This window comes from Microbacterium sp. NPDC058269 (assembly GCF_042881445.1).
Lineage (GTDB): Bacteria > Actinomycetota > Actinomycetes > Actinomycetales > Microbacteriaceae > Microbacterium.
The window spans coordinates 655,417-675,486 of the sequence record NZ_JBHVXT010000002.1; the positions used below are offsets into that span (position 1 = coordinate 655,417).

The 20,070-nt window shown below is 69.3% G+C and carries 21 protein-coding genes; 15 read left to right on the forward strand and 6 right to left on the reverse strand.

Annotated features, from left to right (window positions below; translation table 11 throughout):
• Positions 1 to 6: 6 nt before the first annotated feature.
• Both ACFVWL_RS11525 and ACFVWL_RS11530 read right to left on the reverse strand, forming a co-directional pair.
• Positions 7 to 990, reverse strand: coding sequence for an o-succinylbenzoate synthase (locus ACFVWL_RS11525; protein ID WP_387182570.1), 984 nt, complete (start codon positions 988 to 990; stop codon positions 7 to 9).
• A gap of 40 nt (positions 991 to 1,030) precedes the next feature.
• Positions 1,031 to 2,050 carry a GNAT family N-acetyltransferase gene (locus ACFVWL_RS11530; protein ID WP_387182572.1) on the reverse strand — a complete coding sequence of 340 codons (1,020 nt, stop codon included), beginning with the start codon at positions 2,048 to 2,050 and terminating at the stop codon, positions 1,031 to 1,033.
• A gap of 94 nt (positions 2,051 to 2,144) precedes the next feature.
• Here ACFVWL_RS11530 and ACFVWL_RS11535 point away from each other — a divergent pair, with 94 nt between their 5' ends.
• The 11 genes from ACFVWL_RS11535 (at position 2,145) to ACFVWL_RS11585 (ending at position 11,866) form a co-directional block, all read left to right on the forward strand.
• Positions 2,145 to 2,477, forward strand: coding sequence for a PadR family transcriptional regulator (locus tag ACFVWL_RS11535; RefSeq protein ID WP_387182575.1), 333 nt, complete (start codon positions 2,145 to 2,147; stop codon positions 2,475 to 2,477).
• Position 2,478: 1 nt separating this feature from the next.
• Complete coding sequence (locus ACFVWL_RS11540; protein WP_387182578.1) at positions 2,479 to 3,474, forward strand: permease prefix domain 1-containing protein; 996 nt, start codon at positions 2,479 to 2,481, stop codon at positions 3,472 to 3,474.
• A gap of 84 nt (positions 3,475 to 3,558) precedes the next feature.
• A complete protein-coding gene (locus tag ACFVWL_RS11545) occupies positions 3,559 to 4,479 on the forward strand; it encodes a 1,4-dihydroxy-2-naphthoyl-CoA synthase (protein ID WP_387182580.1) in 921 nt (306 codons plus the stop codon).
• A gap of 13 nt (positions 4,480 to 4,492) precedes the next feature.
• A complete protein-coding gene (locus tag ACFVWL_RS11550) occupies positions 4,493 to 5,647 on the forward strand; it encodes an AMP-binding protein (RefSeq protein WP_387182583.1) in 1,155 nt (384 codons plus the stop codon).
• 26 nt (positions 5,648 to 5,673) lie between these two features.
• Entirely contained in the window at positions 5,674 to 6,465 is a 792-nt protein-coding gene (locus ACFVWL_RS11555; RefSeq protein WP_387182585.1) for a class I SAM-dependent methyltransferase, read from the forward strand.
• Positions 6,466 to 6,526: 61 nt separating this feature from the next.
• Complete coding sequence (locus ACFVWL_RS11560; protein WP_387182588.1) at positions 6,527 to 7,699, forward strand: sensor histidine kinase; 1,173 nt, start codon at positions 6,527 to 6,529, stop codon at positions 7,697 to 7,699.
• Positions 7,696 to 8,331 carry a response regulator gene (locus ACFVWL_RS11565; RefSeq protein ID WP_387182591.1) on the forward strand — a complete coding sequence of 212 codons (636 nt, stop codon included), beginning with the start codon at positions 7,696 to 7,698 and terminating at the stop codon, positions 8,329 to 8,331. The genes ACFVWL_RS11560 and ACFVWL_RS11565 overlap by 4 nt, the downstream gene beginning before the upstream one ends.
• 88 nt (positions 8,332 to 8,419) lie before the next feature.
• Positions 8,420 to 9,181: an ABC transporter ATP-binding protein gene (locus tag ACFVWL_RS11570; protein WP_387182594.1), complete on the forward strand. Its 762-nt coding sequence runs from the start codon at positions 8,420 to 8,422 to the stop codon at positions 9,179 to 9,181.
• Positions 9,178 to 10,638, forward strand: a complete 1,461-nt coding sequence (locus ACFVWL_RS11575; RefSeq protein WP_387182597.1) for an FtsX-like permease family protein — start codon at positions 9,178 to 9,180, stop codon at positions 10,636 to 10,638. The genes ACFVWL_RS11570 and ACFVWL_RS11575 overlap by 4 nt, the downstream gene beginning before the upstream one ends.
• Before the next feature lie 18 nt (positions 10,639 to 10,656).
• Entirely contained in the window at positions 10,657 to 11,316 is a 660-nt protein-coding gene (locus tag ACFVWL_RS11580; RefSeq protein WP_387182600.1) for a 2-phosphosulfolactate phosphatase, read from the forward strand.
• Positions 11,317 to 11,452: 136 nt separating this feature from the next.
• Positions 11,453 to 11,866, forward strand: coding sequence for a DUF3054 domain-containing protein (locus ACFVWL_RS11585; RefSeq protein ID WP_387182603.1), 414 nt, complete (start codon positions 11,453 to 11,455; stop codon positions 11,864 to 11,866).
• A 7-nt stretch (positions 11,867 to 11,873) separates the two neighbouring features.
• On the opposite strand, the gene ACFVWL_RS11590 is transcribed toward ACFVWL_RS11585, so the two are convergent.
• The 4 genes from ACFVWL_RS11590 to ACFVWL_RS11605 form a co-directional block, all read right to left on the reverse strand.
• Positions 11,874 to 12,362 carry a SprT-like domain-containing protein gene (locus ACFVWL_RS11590; protein WP_387182606.1) on the reverse strand — a complete coding sequence of 163 codons (489 nt, stop codon included), beginning with the start codon at positions 12,360 to 12,362 and terminating at the stop codon, positions 11,874 to 11,876.
• A gap of 46 nt (positions 12,363 to 12,408) precedes the next feature.
• A complete protein-coding gene (locus tag ACFVWL_RS11595; RefSeq protein WP_387182609.1) occupies positions 12,409 to 12,936 on the reverse strand; it encodes a hypothetical protein in 528 nt (175 codons plus the stop codon).
• Positions 12,937 to 13,096: 160 nt separating this feature from the next.
• A complete protein-coding gene (locus tag ACFVWL_RS11600) occupies positions 13,097 to 13,957 on the reverse strand; it encodes a spermidine synthase (RefSeq protein ID WP_387182612.1) in 861 nt (286 codons plus the stop codon).
• Between the two features lie 30 nt (positions 13,958 to 13,987).
• Positions 13,988 to 15,274, reverse strand: a complete 1,287-nt coding sequence (locus ACFVWL_RS11605) for an LCP family protein (RefSeq protein WP_387182614.1) — start codon at positions 15,272 to 15,274, stop codon at positions 13,988 to 13,990.
• 150 nt (positions 15,275 to 15,424) lie between these two features.
• Between ACFVWL_RS11605 and ACFVWL_RS11610 the strand changes: the two genes are divergently transcribed.
• From ACFVWL_RS11610 to ACFVWL_RS11625, 4 genes are read left to right on the forward strand one after another with little or no spacing between them, the layout of a single operon-like run.
• Positions 15,425 to 16,714, forward strand: coding sequence for a sugar ABC transporter substrate-binding protein (locus ACFVWL_RS11610; protein ID WP_387182617.1), 1,290 nt, complete (start codon positions 15,425 to 15,427; stop codon positions 16,712 to 16,714).
• A 15-nt stretch (positions 16,715 to 16,729) separates the two neighbouring features.
• The gene (locus ACFVWL_RS11615) at positions 16,730 to 17,704 is read left to right on the forward strand and encodes a carbohydrate ABC transporter permease (protein WP_105671722.1); all 975 of its coding nucleotides are present in this window, start codon (positions 16,730 to 16,732) and stop codon (positions 17,702 to 17,704) included.
• Positions 17,701 to 18,534: a carbohydrate ABC transporter permease gene (locus ACFVWL_RS11620; RefSeq protein WP_017828171.1), complete on the forward strand. Its 834-nt coding sequence runs from the start codon at positions 17,701 to 17,703 to the stop codon at positions 18,532 to 18,534. Before ACFVWL_RS11615 ends, ACFVWL_RS11620 begins: the two co-directional genes overlap by 4 nt.
• Entirely contained in the window at positions 18,531 to 20,069 is a 1,539-nt protein-coding gene (locus ACFVWL_RS11625) for a glycoside hydrolase family 3 N-terminal domain-containing protein (protein WP_387182621.1), read from the forward strand. Before ACFVWL_RS11620 ends, ACFVWL_RS11625 begins: the two co-directional genes overlap by 4 nt.
• Position 20,070 lies beyond the last annotated feature (1 nt).

The following is a 20,070-nucleotide window of genomic DNA, read 5'->3' on the forward strand; positions in this document are numbered from 1 at the left end:
CCGGCCTCAGTGCGCCGCGGTCGACAGCTCGTAGTGGCAGCGGGCGAGGCGGGCGAACCACCATTCGCGGCGCTCGTCCGAGGCGGCGAGACGGCTCAGCGCCTCGGCGTCCGGCATCACGCGGCCGACCGGGATCGACCCGTCGACCGGGCGCAGATCGGCCACGTCGTCGAGGAACAGCGAAGCCGTGCCGAGGCCGCAGTCGTAGTCCAGCGTCGGGAGCGCAGCAGCGAGCGCGGCGCCCTGGGATAGGCCGATCGCGGTGTCCAAGGCGCTCGACACCACGACGGGGAGCCCCGCGGCGGTGACGATCTGCAGGGCATGCGTGATGCCGCCGAGAGGCTGCGCCTTGATCACGAGCAGGTCTGCAGCGCCGGCGCGTGCCACTGCGAGCGGGTCGGAGGACTTGCGCACACTCTCGTCGGCGGCGACCGGGATGCCCATGTACTTCACGCGCCTGCGGAGATCCGCCAACTCCGGCACCGTCGCGCACGGCTGCTCCACGTACTCGAGGTCGCAATCGCCGAGAGCGTGCACCGCATGCTCGGCCTCGTCGACGTTCCATGCGCCGTTCGCGTCGACGCGGATGCGTCCCTCCGGTCCCATCACGTCGCGTACGGCGCGGACCCGAGCTACGTCGTCGGCGAGTGTCTGCCCCGGCTCGGCGACCTTGACCTTGGCCGTGCGGCATCCGGGGAATCGCGCCAGCAGCTCGGGCACGCGTGCCGCCTCGATCGCCGGAACCGTGGCGTTCACGCCGATCCGGTCACGCAGCGGTGTCGGCTGTTCGTGCCAGGCGAAGTCGATCGCGGCAGCGAGCCACGTCGCCGCCTCCGCATCCTCGTACTCCACGAACGGGGAGAACTCCGCCCACCCCTCGGGTCCCTCGAAGAGAAGAGCCTCCCGCACATCGACGCCGCGGAAGCGGCTGTGCATCGGAAGGGAGACGACCCTGGCCGAGTCGAGCAGGTCTGCGAGCGGCGGGATCATGTGCCCATTCTGTCCCCGTGGGGCCTCCGACCGCCGCAGGTCAGGCCAGGTGTTTCTGCAGCTCGCCCATCCGCTCGGTCGGGGCGAACCCGAGCAGCGTGTTCACGGCGAGCATGTGCGTGTTCGATTCCGCGTTGTAGGTGTAGACGGCTCGTGCCTGCGGAGCGCCGTGCTGCAGCATGCGGAGGTTGGCGATCTTCACGGCTGTGCCGAGGCGGTGACCACGGTCGGCGGCGCGCACGAGCGTTCCCCACTGGTACGCGTTGCCGTCGTCGCCGGACACCACGAGCTGGGTGTACGCGGCAGCTTCGCCGTCTGCCGTCAGCGCCACGGAGCCGAACGAGGTGCGGTTCTGCCGGGCGAGGAGCTCCTCCTGCTCGCGGATGCTGTCGACGTCGGGTTTCGCCGGTTCGATGTCCAAGTCGCCGCTGGGGGCCTCGGTGTCGACCGAGGCCTCGAGGATGGCCCAGCCTTCGACGACGTCATCCGGCACCGGACCGACCCAGCTCCGGATCGTGTAGCCCCGGATCGCTGTGGCGATGTCGGCATCGATCCGGTCGAGCATCGCAGGGTCGACCGGGAGCACGAGGCGGTTCTGCACATCGCCGAGCGCCAACGCATACCCGTGACGGCGGGCGAACTCGCGACCGGGTGAGCCCGTGCCGTCGGATCCGAGCTCGTACCGCCACGAGGTGTCGCCCTGAGCGATCGTGCGTCCGACCTTCGTGGCTTCCGCCTCGAGGAGGGCCAGCGCGGCGCTGCCGACCCCGCGCCGTCGATGTGCGGGCGGCACGTGGATGGCGAGCTGCGCGACGTGGGTGTTGTCCTTGAGGGGGAGTGCGAGGCCCGCCGCGCCGACGACCGTGCCGCCGTCACGCAGCAGGAGGGGCAGTCGTTCGAGAGCCTGCGACTGCTGCTGCATCGCACTGCGCGTCTCCTCGCGGGACCACACCGGAATGTCATCTCCGCGGTCGGCCCGCTCGGCGGCAGCGTACGCATTCCACCAGGCGTCCACCGCGGCGGCGTCGAAGGGGTCGATGCGCGTGATCTCGAGCGTCATGTCTCCACGGTACTTCCCGCTCTTCGCCCACTCCTTGGATCGCGCATAAATGTGTGATTGACAATGGTGTGTGACGCACAGTAATGTGATCGACATGAACGAGACGCTCGACACGCACCTGCAGGAACTGCGGCGCGGCACCGTGGTGCTCGCCTGTCTGCAGCTGCTGCGCTCGCCGGGCTATGGCTACTCGCTGCTCGAACAGCTCGAACAGCGCGGCTTCGCGACCGACGCGAACACCCTGTACCCGCTGCTGCGCCGGTTGGAGAAGCAGGAGTACCTCACGAGCGAGTGGAACACCGAAGAAGCGAGGCCGCGCAAGTTCTACCGCACCTCGGACTCCGGCATCCGCCTCGCCGACACCCTCACCGACGAATGGCGGTCGCTCACCACCGCGATCGCATCCCTCACTTCCGAGGAGAACTGACATGACCACCACCGCCACACTCACCGAGCGCTACATCGGCGCCACGATCCGCGGCCTTCACGCGGATGCCCAGGACGATGTCCGCGCCGAGCTCGAAGCCTCCATCGCCGATGCGATCGAGGCGCGGGTCGAGCAGGGAGAGGAGCCGGAAGCCGCGGAGCGTGCCGTCCTCACCGAGCTCGGCGACCCCGGAGTCCTGGCCGCCGGGTACGCGGATCGCCCGTTGTACCTGATCGGCCCGCGCTTCTATCTGACCTGGTGGCGGTTGCTCAAGCTGCTGCTCACGATCGTGCCGGTATGCGTCCTCGGGGCTGTCGCGCTGGGACAGACGATCTCCGCGGCGCCCGTGGGCGAGATCATCTCGACGTCGATCCTGGCGGCCGGCGGCGCGATCCTCCACATCTGCTTCTGGACCACGCTCGTCTTCGTCATCCTCGAGCGCACGAACAGCACGACGGCGATCGAGAAGTGGGACGTCGACCAGCTTCCCGAGCCGACCGAGAACGGTGCGGGACGGAATGAGCTGATCGCATCGCTCGTCTTCCTCGGGATCTCCGTCGGCGCCCTCTTCTGGGACCGATTCCGGGGGTTCGTCGTCGTGGACGGAACCGTCGTGCCGATCGTCGATCCCCAGCTGTGGCCCTGGGGGATCGGCATCCTGTTCCTGCTGATCGCCGCGGAGGCCGCGTTCGCCGTCGTGCTCTATCGCACCAGGCGATGGACGACGGGCCTGGCTGTGGCGAACACGATCCTCGCGCTGGCGTTTCTTGCCTGGGTCGTCGCTCTGCTGCTCGCGAACCAGCTCGTGAACCCGGACTTCCTCGCGCGGATCGCAGCCGCAGGCGGCGAGGGATTCGCCGCGGGGCAAGCGGAATCCGCCGACGAGGGCGGGCTCTTCCGCATCCTCGCCGTGCTGCTGGGATTCGGCTTCGCGATCGGTGTCGGCTGGGACATCGTCGACGGCTGGATCAAGACCGCGCGTGCACGTCGCGCCTGACCGCGAGAGGTCGAGGAAGCACCGTCCCCGTCGGGGCGGCGCTTCCTCCGTCGCCGGGGGACTGCGAGGAATAGGCTGGACACCGTGACCACGGCATTCGTCTCCGACCTCTTCGACCCGGCCGAATGGGTGCTCGCGCCCGGGGCTGAGGACTACACGGACATCACCGCGCACGTCTCGCGGGACGGAGGGGTCGCGCGCATCGCGTTCCACCGGCCGGAGGTGCGCAATGCCTTCCGTCCGCACACCGTGGACGAGCTCTACCGTGCGCTCGACATCGCCCGGCAGGATTCCCACATCGGTGCGGTGCTGCTCACCGGCAACGGGCCGAGTCCGAAGGACGGCGGCTGGGCGTTCTGCTCCGGTGGCGACCAGCGCATCCGCGGTCGTGACGGGTACAAGTACTCCGACGCGGAGACGGCGATCGTCGACGGTGCGAGCCGTGCGGCGGTCGGTCGCCTGCACATCCTCGAGGTGCAACGACTCATCCGCTTCATGCCCAAGGTCGTCATCGCGGTCGTCCCGGGGTGGGCTGCCGGCGGCGGACACTCCCTGCACGTGGTGTGCGACCTCACGATCGCCTCGGCGGAAGAGGCGCGGTTCAAGCAGACCGATGCCGACGTGGGCAGCTTCGACGCCGGGTACGGTTCGGCATACATGGCTCGCCAGACCGGGCAGAAGTTCGCCCGCGAGGTGTTCTTCCTCGCCGAGGAGTACTCTGCGCAGCGCGCCTACGAGATGGGGGCCGTGAACCGCGTCGTGCCGCACGCCGAGCTCGAGCGCGAGGCTCTGAAGATGGCCCGCACGGTGCTGACCAAATCGCCGACCGCGATCCGCATGCTGAAGTTTGCCTTCAACGCGGTCGACGACGGGCTGGTCGGCCAGCAGGTGTTCGCGGGTGAGGCCACCCGCCTCGCGTACGGCACCGATGAGGCCGTCGAGGGCCGCGACTCGTTCCTCGAGAAGCGCAACCCCGACTGGTCGTCCTTCCCCTGGCACTACTGAGTCGGAGACGCGCATGACCGCCCTGATCCCCACGGACGCCGAAGATCCGGTTCTGCTGCGGGAAGCCCTGCAGCGTGCGCTCGACGGTGGTCCCGCACTGGGACTCGGGATGGTGGCCGGCGCCCCGGAGAACGTGGCGGACGGCCTCGCCGCCGTGATCGCGACCTCGGGATCGAGCGGCATCCCGAAGCGGGTCGCTCTGAGCGGGGAAGCCCTGCGGGCGAGTGCCGAGGCCACGGCAGCCAGGATCGGCAGCGGACGCTGGCTGCTCGCGCTGCCCGCCGGCTACGTCGCGGGGCTCCAGGTGCTGGTGCGCTCGATCCTCGCGGGCACCGAGCCGGCGCGGATCGAGGGCCGCTTCGCACCGGACTCCTTCGCGGAGGCGACCCTTGAGATGTTGCGGCCCTCGTCGAACGCGGGGATCCCCGCCCTCTACACCTCCCTCGTGCCGGCCCAGGTCGCGACGCTGCTCGATGCCTCGGACGACACCGCCGTGCGGGCGGCGCTGAGGGCGTATCGGGCGATCCTGGTGGGCGGCCAGTCGCTTCCCGAGCCGCTGCGTGAGCGGGCGGCAGACCTCGGGGTGCGTCTGGTGCGCACCTACGGCTCGACCGAGACCAGCGGCGGATGCGTCTACGACGGGGTTCCGCTCGACACGGTCGGGGTGCGCACGGTCGACGGCGAGCTGCGCATCGCGGGGCCCATGCTGGCGGAGGGCTATCTGGGTGACGCGTCGCTGACCGCGCGCACGTTCGTCCGAGACGAGCACGGCATCCGCTGGTACCGCACGGGTGACCTCGGTCTCGTCGAAGACGGCGTCGTCCGGGTGCACGGCCGCGCCGACAACGTGATCGTGTCGGGCGGGATCAACATCTCGCTCGACCGGGTGGAACGGATCGTCCGCCGGATCGCAGGGCTGCACGAGGCCGTCGTGGTCGGCGTGGAGGACGAGCGCTGGGGTGAGGCGTCCGTGATCGTCGCGGCTCGGGGCGAAGCGCTCCGGCGCAGCGAGTCCGAGCAGCTCGTGCACGCCCGCGATGCGGTCGAGGAAGAGCTCGGCAAGCACGCGCGGCCGGTGCGGCTGATCATGGTGGATGAGATCGAGGTGCTCTCCTCGGGCAAGCCCGACCGTGAGGCCATCCGCCGCATGGTCGCCGAACTGCACTGAGTACACGCTCTGCCAGACTGAACCGCATGGCCTCCTACACGCATGGACACCACGAATCCGTCCTCCGCTCGCACAACGTGCGCGACATCGCGAACTCAGCCGAGTACCTTCGCCCGCACCTCACCGCCGCCACCCGTCTCCTCGATGTGGGGGCGGGCCCCGGCAGTATCACGGTCGACTTCGCCGGCGTCGTCGCGCACGTCACGGCCACGGAGATCGACGAGAACGCACTGTCGCTCTCGCGAGGTCTCGCGGCCGACCGCGGTCTCGCGAATCTCGCGTTCTCGGTCGAGGACGTCCATGCACTGAGCTTCCCCGATGACTCCTTCGACGTCGTGCACGCGCACCAGGTGCTCCAGCACGTCGGCGACCCGGTGCAGGCGCTGCGCGAAATGCGCCGTGTCACGGTTCCCGGGGGGATCGTCGCCGCGCGCGACGCCGACTACGCGGGCTTCGTCTGGTTCCCGGTAGTGCCCGAGCTCGATCGCTGGCTCGCGCTGTACCGTGCAGCGGCGCAGGCCAACGGAGGGGAGCCGGATGCGGGGCGCCGGCTGCTGGCGTGGGCGCGTTCCGCGGGTTTCACCGATATCACGGCGACCGCATCGACGTGGTGCTATGCCTCTCCCGCCGAGCGTGCCTGGTGGGGCGGGATGTGGGCCGACCGCATCCTCGAGTCGGCGCTCGCGCGGCAACTCGTCGACAGCGACATGGCGACGCCGGCCGACCTGCAGGAGATCAGCGATGCCTGGAAGCGCTGGGCCGACGACGGTGACGGCTGGTACCTGGTGCCGCACGGCGAGATCATCGCCCGCGCCTGACGCTGTGGGGATACATCCCGCGACGGATGCCGGCGCCGGGGCCCTCGCGTAGCGTGGGGGAGTGATCCGCCCGCTGTCCCGCACCGCGCTGATCCTCGACATCGTCGGGGCGGCGCTGCTCTTCCTCGTCCTGGCGCCCGTGTCGATCGTCTTCTACGGCACCACAGACACGCCGATCGGGGGCGTCTCGATCGCGCTCGTGGTCTTCGCGAGCGTGCTGATGTGCGGTGGCGTCGCCATCGGTCGGCTCGCGCCGGGATGGGCGCTCGCCGCGGCATGGGCCGGAGCCGTGCTGCAGATGATGGCCGGGTTCGGCCCCCTGCCCGTCGACCTCGCCATCCTGCTCGTGCTCTACGCCACCTCCGCCTGGGGCACCCGCCGCGTGCTCTGGTGGGGGTTCGGGTCCGCGCTGTTCGGCGGGCTCGTCGCCGCCGTCTTCATGGTCATCGTGAACGGCGTGGCCTTCGGCACGGAGTCCGGGTGGGCCAAGGTCAGCATGGGCACGCTGCTCCTCGTCCTCTCCGTCTTGGCGCTCGGGTTCGCGTGGGTGTGCGGGCTGCTGTGGCGCGTGGTGCTGCGCGCTCGTCGCACCCGGTCGGCCCAGCTGGAGGCGGAGTCGCTCGCCGCGGAGGAGCAGGAGCGGGTGCGCATCGCGCGCGACATGCACGACGTGGTCGCGCACTCCCTGGCCGTCGTGATCGCGCAGGCAGACGGCGCCCGCTACGCCGCGTCGGTGAAGCCCGAGCTCGCGACCGAGGCGCTCGGAACCATCGCCCAGACCGCACGTGGGGCATTGAGCGACGTGCGGATGCTGCTCACGCAGCTGCGGCATCGACAGGGAGACGGCCCGCAGCCCACGCTCGCCGACCTCGAGGCGCTCTTCGCGCAGGTGCGGCAGGCCGGCATCGAGCCGCGGGTGACGGTCGACCCGATGCCGCCGGGCGAGCCGCCCGCCGCCATCCAGCTCGCGGTGTACCGCATCCTCCAGGAGGCACTCACGAACGCGATCCGCCACGGCGACGGCGCCGTCGACGTGCACCTCGCCTGGCTGCCGGATCGTGTCGACGTCGATGTGCGGAACACGGTCGGCCACGACGGGCCCGCCGCCCCCGGTGGGCACGGGGTCATGGGCATGCGCGAGCGTGCGCAGCTCGTCGGCGGTAGTCTGCAAGCCGAGCGCCGAGGGGCACAGTTCGTCGTCCACGCCACGCTCCCGATCGGAGTCTCCGAATGATCAGAGTCGTGCTCGTCGACGACCAGGCGCTCTTCCGCGCCGGCATCCGGATGCTCATCGCGTCCCAGCCCGACCTCGAGGTGGTCGGCGAGGCCGGCAACGGCAAGGAGGCGATCGACGTCGTCCGCTCCACCCGTCCTGATGTGGTGATGATGGACATCCGGATGCCCATCATGGACGGGCTCACCGCGACCGCCGAGATCCTGGCACGCCCGGAACCACCGCGCATCGTCATGCTCACGACGTTCGACCTCGATGAGGCGGCGGCGCGGGCCATCCGCCAGGGCGCGAGCGGCTTCCTGCTCAAGGACGCCGACCCGGAGTTCCTGCTCGCGGCGATCCGCACGGTGCACTCGGGCTCGAGCGTGATCGCCGCCTCGGCGACGCGCGACCTGTTCGAGCACTTCGCTGAGGCCCCCAAGCCCGTGCCGCCGCAGTACGCCGACCTCACCGACCGGGAGCGGGAGATCTTCGCGCTCGCCGCCCGGGGGCTCTCGAACGCCGAGATCGCCGGCAGGGAGTACCTGAGCGAGGCGACCGTGAAGACCCACATCAGCCGCATCCTCAGCAAACTCGCGCTGCGCGATCGCGTACAGCTGGTGGTCTTCGCCTTCGAGCACGGCCTCGCCTGAACCCGTCTCGCACATCATCCTCGCGATGTACGTGGATGAGCCCCACGGGCGATGACCTGCAGGCAGCCGCGGAAATAGCGTCGGAAGCATGGAGATCACGACCACCGACCTCGGGCTCGCGGCCCGCGTCCAGCATCTGAAGAAGACCTACGGCTCGGGCGAGAGCACCGTGCGCGCGCTCGACGACGTCAGCGTCGGCATCCGCCGCGGGCAGTTCACCGCGATCATGGGGCCATCCGGTTCCGGCAAGTCCACCCTCATGCACATCATGGCGGGTCTCGACAGCCCGACCGACGGACGCGCCTGGATCGGCGACACCGAGATCACGGGTCTCGGCGACCTCGACCTCACGATCCTTCGGCGTCGACGGGTCGGCTTCATCTTCCAGGCCTTCAACCTCGTGCCGACGCTCGATACGCTCGGCAACATCATGCTCCCCTTCGAGCTCGACGGTCGTCGGGCGAGCGCGATCGAGCGCGCGCGCATCGACGGACTGATCGAGACGCTCGGACTCGGTTCGCGTCTCTCCCACCGCCCGCACCAGCTGTCCGGCGGGCAGCAGCAGCGCGTGGCGATCGCCCGTGCTCTCGCCACCGCGCCGGATCTGGTGTTCGCCGATGAGCCCACGGGGAACCTCGATTCGAAGACCGGACGCGAGGTGCTGCGACTGCTCGCGACAGCGAGCCGCGAGCATGGCCAGTCGATCGCCATGGTCACGCACGACGCGATCGCCGCGAGCCATGCCGACCGCGTGCTCTACCTCGGCGACGGCCGCATCGTCGCCGACCACCCGCGCCAGACCGCCGAAGAGATCTCGGCCTACATGCTCGCCGCGGAGGTGGCGGCATGAGCGCCGTCGCCACGGTCGTGCCCGAGACTCGCTCGACCGGCCCTCGTCTGGCCTGGTTGCGTGACCGGGGCATGGGGGCGAGCATCCTGGTCGCTGCCCTCTCGGCGGCGTTCGGCGTGCTCCTCGTCGAGATCACCGCGTACATCGGCGCGGTTCTGCAGGCCGATCCCTTCATCGGAGACAGTGAGACCCTCGCGTTCGTCGTCGCGCTGCTGTCGGTGCTGCTGACAGTCGTCGCGATGTACGTCGCCGCCATCGTCACGGCGAACACCTTCTCGACGATCATCGCCGGACGCACCCGCCAGATCGCCCTCATGCGTCTGATCGGGGCGACCGCGCGCTCGCAGCGGGCCGAGGTCGGCAAGCAGGGGCTCGTCGTCGGGCTCCTCGGCGCCGCGGTCGGCATGCTCGCCGGCCTCCTGCTGTCGGTGATCGGGGTGCAGATCGGCGCGCAGCTGATCGACAACGCCCCTTCCGACTTCTCGCTCGCGCAGCCGTTCGTGGCACTGCCGGCGGTCGGCGTCGCCCTGACGACGTGGGCAGCGGCATGGGCGGGTTCCCGGCGTGTACTGGCGGTGACCCCGCTGCAGGCACTCGGCGGCTCGGTCGAGCGCACCCACGACGAGGTCTCCGGCAAGGCGGGGCGGCACATCGGCGCCTGGGTGCTGCTGATCGCCGGTGCCGTGCTGCTCGTCGGGGGCGTGCTGGTCGGACTCATGACACCGCTCGGTGTCATCGTCGCCTTCTTCGGAGGCGTGCTCTCGTTCACGGGTCTCGCCCTCGGATCCGTGCTCTTCATGCCGCCGGTGCTGCGCCTGGTGGGGCGGATGTTCGGTTCGAGCGCGACCGCGCGTCTCGCCGCCGAGAATGCGCATCGCTACCCGGAACGCTCATCGCGGATGGCGATCGGCGTGGTGATGGGCGTGACCCTGGTGACGATGTTCGCTGTCGCGCTCGAGTCGGCCAAGCGTCTGATGATGAGCCAGGTCACCGGGGAGGTCCCGGAGGAGTTCTTCGCCCCGATGGACGCCTTCGCGGCGGTGATGATGGTGCTGGTGGCTGTCTCGGCCGTGATCGCCGCCGTCGGCCTCGTGAACCTGCTCACGATCAGCGTCGTGCAGCGCCGTCGCGAACTGGGACTGCTGCGCTCGATCGGCCTGTCCAACCGTCAGGTGCGGAAGATGGTACTGCTCGAGGCCACGCACATCACGGTGGCTGCGACGTTGACGGGTCTCGTGCTGGGCGTCGTATACGGCTGGATCGCCGCGCAGTCGCTGCTCGGCTCGGTGCCGACGCTGCCGGACTTCACCCCGGCCGGGCTCGTGGCACCCCAGATCCCCTGGATCCCCGTCGCGATCATCATCGTCGCGACCGCGGTGCTCACGCTGGTGGCGGCGGCGACGCCCACGCGACTGGCGACCAGGGTGGCTCCGGTCGAGGCGCTCGCGGCGGACTGACGCCTCTAGGCTGGTCGAATGCCGTCGCCGTTCGATCAGTCCACGTACCAGGTCCGCCTCGACTGGGGCACTGCGGGTCTCTCCCGTCTCGCCTCCGTTGACGTGGTCGTGGTCGTCGATGTGCTGCGGTTCTCCTCCACGGTCATCGACGCCACGGCATCCGGCGCTGTGGTCGGGTTGGCGGACGCGGAGGGATGGTCGCGGAACGGTGCGGCCGTCGCCGCGGCCGCGTCATCCGACTCCACCGTGCTCGTGGGCGGCATCCGCAACGCGGCGGCCGTCGCACGGGCGGTGCAGACCATCCAGGAGCGGCGGCAGGCGCGTACCTCGGTCGCGGTGATCGCGGCGGGTGAGCTCGACGAGGCGGGGACGCTGCGGTTCGCGGTCGAGGACCAGCTCGGAGCCGGGGCGATCGTGGGGGCGCTCTCGGCTCGGGGAATCGATCACACGGCTCCCGACGCCGCAGTGGCCGCCGAGGGCTTCCACGCCCTCCGCGGTGCGGTGCGGCACATGATCGGCGCGAGTGGCTCCGGTCGTGAACTCGCCGGCGGCGTCGCCTCGACCGCCCGCATCGAAGCATCCGGCCTGGTGCCGACATCGGTGGCCGATGCTGCGGTGCTCGATGCGGTCGATGTCGTCCCGGTGCTGCGCGACGGGTCGTTCACCCGCTTCGACTGATACCCGCGCCCGTCACTCGGGAGGATTCCTCGCCGATGGGCGGATGCTCGGCGGAAGGCGCCCTCCCGGCTGGGAGATATCCGCCGGATGCCGCGGGGCAGGCGCTGCTGGCGCTACAGGCACGTAGGGTCGTGACATGAGGTACCTTCCCGCTGTCATCGTCGACGTCGTGCTCGTGCTGATCTTCGCCGCGATCGGTCGCGCGTCTCATGACGAGAACCCCGCCGGGTTCCTGCTCACGGCATGGCCCTTCCTGATCGCCCTGCTCGTCGGGCATCTTCTCGCCGGGTTGCTCCCCGGTCGGCCGCGCCGCCCCTGGTCTCTGCCGTGGGGCGCTGTGGTCTGGATCGTGACGGTCGCGGGTGGCATGCTCATCCGCGTGCTCAGCGGCGACACGGCGGAGGCCCCGTTCATCATCGTGGCGACGCTCGTGCTCGGCGTCTTCCTGGTCGGCTGGAGGGCGGTCGCGGCGCTCCTGCGGCGTCGGCGCCATTCCGTCGACGCGCTTGAGGGAACCGAGGCGGAGAGCCTCGACGATTCGAACGACTGAGTCGCGGTCAGCGGGGCATCTGCGCGGCGAGGCGCACGTTGGTCGAAATCTCGCGTCGGGTCCAGGCGAAGAGATGACGGGAGTCGAACGTACGCGAGCAGCGGGCGCACGAGGTGGGCCTCGTGGGGCGACGATGCCGGTACGTGACGTGTCCGGCGGGGCAGCTGCCCACCCAGGGCGCGAGCTCCACCGCCGTCTCGCCGTGATGGGTGGTGCCGCCGACGTAGCCGAGGTCTTGTGCGACCCGCTTCCACGCCGGGCCGTGCGCGGCCGCGTGACCGGCGAGAGCGTGCGCGACCTCGTGCAGCAGCACCTGGTGGATGTCGTCGTCTTCGAAGCGCGCGGCGAGATAGCGCGACACGGTGATGCGCTTCTTCGTGTAGTCGCATTGGCCGGCCCGACGCTTGGCATTGTCGAAGCCGAAAGACCAGCTGTCGTCGAGATGCAGTGTGATCAGTGCTTCGCCCCAGACGCGCACACGGTCAAGTTCCGCCATGCGATCAGGCTAAGCCATGCCACCGACATCGCGGCGGCTCCAGGGCTCAGCCCGCGATGAGCTGAGGCGGACGGCGCCGTTCGACGGCCTCGATCGCCAGGAGCGCGGTCTCGAGCTCGCTGTCCTCCGCGCCCGACTCGCGCCGCAGGAACAGGGACTGCTTGAAGCTCTCCCTGGCCGTCTCGTAGTCGCCGGCGTCGTAGGCGTTCTTGCCGTGGTGCTGATACGCGAAAGCGGCGATCGACAGCCAACGCTGCCCCTCCGCCTCGGTCGCGCAGGTCGAGAGCTCCTGCTCGGCAGCGGCGTGCGCACCCCGATACTGCAGGATCGTCGCGTGCAGCACGCGGGCGCGCAGAACGTCCTTGCGAGTGCCCGCCATGCGCGCCTGGCGCACCGTCTCGTCAGCCAGCGCGAGCGCCTCGTCGAGGCGGTCGAGCACCTTCAGCAGCCACACGCGCTCCAGCAGAGCGGGCAGACTGCGCTGCGAATCGATCTCCGCGAGACGTGTCTCGCACTCATCGAGATCGACCTTTTCGCGGAGGGTCTCCTGGTCGTATCCCCGGATGAAACTCATTGCTCTCCTTCCGCAGCGTCCCCCACCAGTCTGCCTTCCGGGCGCGGGGTCTTCGGGGCGGCGCGCCCTGGTCGCCACATCCCGTCCCCGACACGCCGTGGCTCCTGTGCGTCGGTCGCCGCCTCCCCGGATCCTGTGCCTCGAGGGACCTGTTTTCGGCTTAACGCAGGAAGAGCGAAGCGTCCGGCCGCGGGGAGGCCACGGCGTCGGAATCCGTGACGATCCGTGCTCCCTGGATGAAGGCGTCGACCTCTGCTCCCTGTGCGATCTTCGCCGGGTGGGGGCCTGCAGCCAGGATGCGCGGCAGCCATTCCGTCGGCAGCGGGGTGGCCGACGCCGCGACCACGAGGTTCCCGAACCGTCGGCCTTTGAGTACCTGGGTGTCGGCGAGGATGCCGATCTCGGGGAGCACGTCCGCGATCGTCGCAGCCTGACGGCGGGCGAACGCGAGGCCGGGGCCGTCGGCGACGTTGACGAGGAGCACGCCACCCGGGGCCAGCAGCTCTGCGAGCTCACGGTAGAACTCGACGCTCGTGAGGTGGGCGGGCGTCTGCGCACCGGAGTACACGTCGGAGACGACGAGGTCGCAACTCGCCCGCAGCGCGCTCGGGAGCTTCGCGACGCCCTCGCGGGCATCGCCGATCCTGATCCGGATCGCCGCCCCCTTCGGCAGAGGAAGGTGTTCCCGCACCAGCTGGGCGAGCGGGGCCTCGAGTTCGATGACCTGCTGCCGGGAGCCGGGTCGCGTCGCGTCGAGGTAGCGGGGGATCGTCAGCGCGCCGGCACCGAGATGCACGGCGGTCAGCGGGCCGGGAGCGAGCTGATCGATCACCGCGCCCATGCGCACGATGTATTCGAAGTGCAGGTGCGTGGGGTCGTCGAGGTCGACATGCGACTGCGGGGTGCCGTCGACGACGAGCTCGAAGCCGCTCGTGAACTCCGATGGCACGATGCTGGCGACGCCGCCGTGATCGAGTCGGGCCTGGGGGTGCTCGGTGTCGCGCGATCTCGTCCGGCCCATGGGCACGAGCCTACGCTCTGGCGGCCCGGCTCAGCGCTGCTTGCCGTTGGCGCAGGTCTCCTGCTCCGCCGTCTGTCCCGAGATGGCGGAGTCGAGCGTCGCGCGCGGCGCCGGAGCGTCCGTTGCCGGAGCGTCCGTGGACGGGGCGTCGGTGGCGGGAGCATCCGTCGCCGGAGTCTCGGCGTCGGTGCCGGGTGCGGGCTCCACGAGCTCGACGCCGCCGTTGTTGCTGACGTCGCCGGTGAGCTGCACGGGCTGACCCGCCTTCAACGCGTCCCAGATGCTGGCCGCGGCGTCACGGTTCGGGATGACGCGGTTCGTGTCGTCGGGGTCGGTGAACACGGGGTACTGGAGGAACACGAACTCGGAGAACGGCACGTCCTTGATCGACAGTGCCAGCTGCGCCAGGCGGATGGGGTTGCCCAGTTCGTCGCTCGGGTCGATGTTGTCGACGATCGTGTCGGCGAGCCCGAGCACCTTCCCCGGGTCGGAGAGCACCTCGTCGCTCATGATCTTCTTCACCAGCCGCGACATGTACTGCTGCTGGTTCGACACGCGCGCCATGTCGCTCTCGTCACCCACGCCGTGCCGGGTGCGGATGAACTGCAGCGCCTCGTAGCCGGAGACGGTGCGCAGGCCCGGCTCCCAGTCGATCGAGGTGTGCTCGTCGCGGATGCCTTCGCCGCCGATGCACACCTCGACCCCGCCGATGGCGTCGGTCACCTCCATCACCCCGTCGAAGTCGATCTTCGCGGCGAAGGGGATCTCGATGCCGGTGAGCTCGGTGACGCTCTTCGCCACGCACGACATCCCGGCGTTCTGATAGATCGAGTTGATCTGGGTCTTGCTCGTCTCCGAGGCGACCGATCCGTCTTCTCTGGTGCACTCGGGCGTCGGGATCATGAGGTCACGCGGAAGGGAGACGACCGTGACGTTGCGCGGTTCCGCCGACACGTGCACCAGCAGGTTCACATCGTTGAGGATCCCGCCGTCTGCCTCCGAGCAGCGCGCGGCGAGGAGCCCGGTCGACACCTCACCGCACTCATCGGTACCGATGATGAGCATGCTGAATTCGCCGGGGTAGGCGCTGATCGAGGGCGGCTCGACCTCAGGTGCACCCTCGAGCGTGACGGCGCCCTCGTTGAAGCGGTTGAAGTAGTCGGTCACGACGAAGGCGGCGACGGCGATCGCGGCGACCAGCACGACGCCCAGCGTGATTCCGGCGATCTTCAGGAATCCTCTGGCCGGCCCGGGGGAGGGGAGCGTCGCGTGGCGGGCGACCGTCGAACGGTCCTTGTCAGGGGTGCGGCGAACCATCCGGGGAGCCTACCCGGAGAAGCTGATGTTACGGCCGCATGACGATTGTGAGAGGAACTTGCAGGTAATTAGTTAGTCGTGGATACTTTTTCCTAACCCCCGGTGAGTACCCGATGCTTGCCAGGACTTTTCAAAGAGGAGATCCCCGCAATGCACAAGCGCATTCTCTCGGCCGTGGCGCTCGGCGCCGTGGCCACGCTCGCCCTCGCCGGCTGTGCCGGCGGCAGCGACACCGGCTCCACCGATGGCAAGGGCCAGGAGCTCACCGTCTGGATCATGAAGGGCACCAACCCCGACGCCTCCGCCTTCTACGACAAGGTGTCCGACGCCTTCGAGAAGGAGACCGGCGCGACGGTCAAGATCGAGGAGATCCAGTGGGCGGACGCCCACGACCGCTTCGTGACCTCCATCGCCGGTGGCACGACCCCCGACATCGCCGAGACCGGCACCACCTGGACTGCGGAGTTCGCCGACGCCGGCGCGCTCGAGCCGCTCGATGAGTACGTCGACGCCGAGAAGGGCCTCCGCGACGACCTCGTCGAGGGCCTCGAGGTCGCCGGCACCTACGACGGCGAGCTGTACGGCATGCCCTGGTACGCCGGCGTCCGCTCGCTCGTCTACCGTGCCGACGTGTTCGAGGAGCTCGGACTCGAGGCTCCGAAGACGTGGGACGACATCGTCGCCGCAGGTGACGCCATCAAGGCCGCCAAGCCCGACATGCTGCCGTTCCCGGTCCCCGGTGACGCCGAGTTCCAGGTCTACCCCTGGGTCTGGGGCGCCGGCGGCGAGATCGCCACGAAGGACGGCAAGACCTGGACCAGCGAGCTCGACAGCAAGGAGTCGCAGGCGGGCATCGAGTTCTACACGGGCCTTGCCACCGAGCACGGCTTCTCCTCCGCCGGTGCCACCACCTGGAAGGAGACCGACCTGCGTGACGCGTTCACGCAGGGCAACGTCGCCATGATGCTCTCGGGATCGTGGACGCCGAAGTCGCTCATCGAGGCCAACCCCGACCTCGAGGGCAAGATCGGCGCAGCCGTGATCCCCGGTGAAGACGGCGGCATCGCTCCGTCCGTGCTCGGCGGATCGCACCTCTCGGTCTTCAACACGACTAAGAACGCCGACCTGGCGTGGGAGTTCGTCAAGCTCATGAGCACCGGTGAGTTCGCCGAGCAGTGGTCGAACGAGACCGGCTACTTCCCGGGCGTCCAGTCCGCGATGGAAGAGGCCCTGGGCTCGACCGACCCGCTGGTCGCACCGTTCGCCGAGCAGATGGTCGACGGCGGGGCATCCGTCCCGGTCACCCCGAACTTCGGCGCCGTGCAGGCGAAGAAGACGACCAACTCCATGATCCAGGCCATCCTCAGCGGGCAGAAGGACGTCGCGACCGCGACGAAGGACGCCGCCGCCGAGATGACCGAACTGCTCAACCAGAAGTAAGGAAGCATTCCTTCCATGTCGATGGTGCAAGCGCCACTGCCGGCCACGAAGGCGGAGTCCACCTCCGCCTCCGTGGCCGGCGGCCGGAAGCGACGCGGTCTCTCGGTCGTCGCAGCCCGCCCCTGGCTCCTTCTCGCGCCCGGGCTGGCCATCCTCGCGGTGCTCATGCTCTGGCCGCTCATCCAGGTGTTCATCTACTCGCTGCAGGACTACGGTCTGCGCGAGATCAACACCGGGGAGAACAACTGGATCGGTCTCGACAACTACGTCGAGGCGCTCACCAACCCGACTCTCTGGACGGTGGTGCTGCCCAACACGGTCGGCTTCGCGGCCGTGGCCGTGTTCGTCACGGTCGCCGTCGGCACGCTCGTGGCGCTGCTGCTCGCGCGCCTGGGAACCACCTGGCGCGTCATCGTCTCCAGCTGCATCATGGTCGCGTGGGCGATGCCCGCCGTGACCGGCACGTACGTCTGGACCTTCATCTTCGATGCCGACCGCGGCATCTTCAACGCCGTGCTGCGTGACCTCGGTCTCATGGACGACCCGGTCAACTGGTTCACGAACCAGTGGTCGTTCTACGCCATCGTGCTCCTGAACGTGGTGCACCACGGCTTCCCGTTCGTCGCCATCACGGTGCTCGCCGGCCTGCTCGGCGTCTCGAAGGAGATGCTCGAGGCTGCAGCCCTCGACGGCGCCGGCGCCTGGCGTCGATTCTGGAAGATCATCTTCCCGACGCTCAAGCCCGTCTTCTCGGTCGTGATCATCCTGTCGACCATCTGGGACTTCAAGGTCTTCGCGCAGGTGTACCTGATGCCCGGCGGTGGGGGTGGCAACCGTCAGGTGCTCAACCTCGGCGTCTGGTCGTACGTGGAGTCCTTCGGCCAGAACCGCTACGGCTTCGGTGCGGCCCTCGCCGTGCTGCTCACGCTGGTGCTGATCGGCATCACGATCGTCTACATCCGCTCCCTCATGAAGGAGGACGAGCTGTGAACCCGCGTCCGAGGCTCCGCTCCCGCATCGGAATCGGAATCGCGGTCGCCGCGGTCCTGATCTTCACGCTGTTCCCCGTCTACTGGATGGTCTCCAGCGCCTTCGACGGCAAGGCCTCCAGCGGCGGGCAGTCGCTCCTGCCGCAGGAGTTCACCTGGGACAACTTCGCGTTCGTGCTCACCGACGGCGGATTCGGCACGTACCTGCGCAACTCGGCGATCGTGGCGCTGGTCACCGTTCTCGTGAGTGCCCTCGTGTGCCTGCTCGCCGCCGTCGCGGTCGCACGGTTCAAGTTCAAGTTCCGCACCACGATCCTGATGATGATCCTGATCGTGCAGATGGTGCCGCTCGAGGCGCTCGTCATCCCGCTGTTCCTGCAGGTCAAGAGCTTGGGCCTGCTCAACAGCATCCTCGGCCTGATGGTCGTCTACGTCGCGCTGTCGCTCGCCTTCGGCATCTGGATGCTGCGCGGCTTCGTGGCCGCCGTCCCGGTCGAGCTCGAAGAGGCCGCGTACATCGACGGCGCGAGCTGGTGGCGCATGTTCCGCTCGGTGCTGCTGCCGCTGGTCATGCCCGGCCTCGTCGCGACCAGCATCTTCAGCTTCATCACCGCGTGGAACGAGTTCATCTTCGCGATGACGATCCTGGGTGCCCAGACCGACCAGTACACGGTCTCGATCGGTCTGAAGTCGTTCTTCGGTCTGCACTCCAACGACTGGGGCAGCATCATGGCCGCATCGACCATCATCACCGTCCCGGTCATGATCTTCTTCGTGCTGGTGCAGCGCAAGCTCGCCTCGGGCATGGTGGCGGGAGCGGTGAAGGGATGACCGACGACCTCGAACGCCTCGCGAACGGCGTGCTGTGGCCGGGCTTCTTCGGCACCGAAGCGCCCGGCTGGCTGCGCGACGAGCTGCGTGACGGACTGGCCGGAGTCGTGTACTTCGGGCAGAACGTCGGCGAGGGGCTTCCGGCCCTGAGCGCCGAAATCCTCGACGCGAACCCCGACGCGTTGATCGGCATCGACGAGGAGGGCGGCAGCGTCACCCGTCTCGAGTCCGCCACGGGCTCGACGGTTCCGGGCGCCGCCCAGCTCGGTCTGCTCGACGACCTCGTCGCGTCCGAGAAGACCGGGGCGGAGCTGGCTCGTCGGGTGCGCGCGGTCGGCGCCAACGTGGTGCTGGGCCCGGTGGCCGACGTCAACACCGACCCCCGCAACCCGGTCATCGGCGTTCGTGCGTTCGGCGACGACGAGGCGCTCGTGTCGCGGCATGTGGTCGCCACGATCGACGGAATCCAGGACGGGGCGGTCGCCGCGTGCGTCAAGCATTTCCCCGGCCACGGCGACACCCACATGGACTCGCATCACTCGCTTCCCGAGATCACGCTCGACCTCGAGGAGTTCGAGCGGGTGCACCTGGAGCCCTTCCGTGCCGCGGTCGATGCCGGTGTGGATGCCGTGATGACCGCGCACATCGTGGTTCCGGCATGGGGTGAGCAGCCGGCGACCCTCAACCCGCGTGTGCTCGGCATGCTGCGCGACTGGGGCTACGACGGTGTCATCATCACCGACGCACTCGACATGGCCGCCATCCGCGAGACGGTCGGACTCGGCGGGGGAGCCGCCCTGGCCCTCGCTGCCGGGGCAGACCTCCTCTGCATCGGCAACCCGACGAATCCCGGCGATGCTGCTCTTCCCGATCAGGACGAGCAGGACTTCCGGGCTGCCCGTGACGGAATCGTCGCCGCTCTGCGTGACGGTTCGCTCTCGCGATCGCGCGTCGAGGAGGCCGCGGCGAGGGTCGCTGCCCTCGCGTCCAAGCTCCGTGCCGCCGCCGCCGAGCACCAGCAGGAGTCCGACGAGTTCGATGCGGCGGTTTTCGATGCGGCGGAGATCCTGCGCCGCGTGATGACGATCTCCGGAGGCACCCCCGAGGTGGCATCGGAGCTCGCCGTCATCGATGCGCGCCGCCGGTCGACACTCGCCGTCGACAGCGCCGGTTCGTACGTCGCGAGCGCCCTCGCGGGCGATGGTCTGCGTGTGCGCCTCGACGTGGCATCCGCTCCTGTCTCCGAACAGGACCGGGTGCTCGACGAGGTCTCGGCAGCGGCGGTGACAGCGTCGGCGACGACCGTGCTCCTGATCGACCGGCCCGACACGGATGCCGCTCAGCGCGCGCTCGTCGAACGTGCTGCCCTGCGGGATCCCCGTGCCGTGGTCGTCAACGTGGGGCTTCCCACGGCGGACCCGCTGCCGCTGCCGACCGTGGAGGTCGCTGCAGCCAGTAGGCTCGGTGCGCAGACGGCGCGTGACGCTCTCCTGGGGCGCTTCTCGGTGCAGCAGAGGATGACCAGCGCCGGCTGAG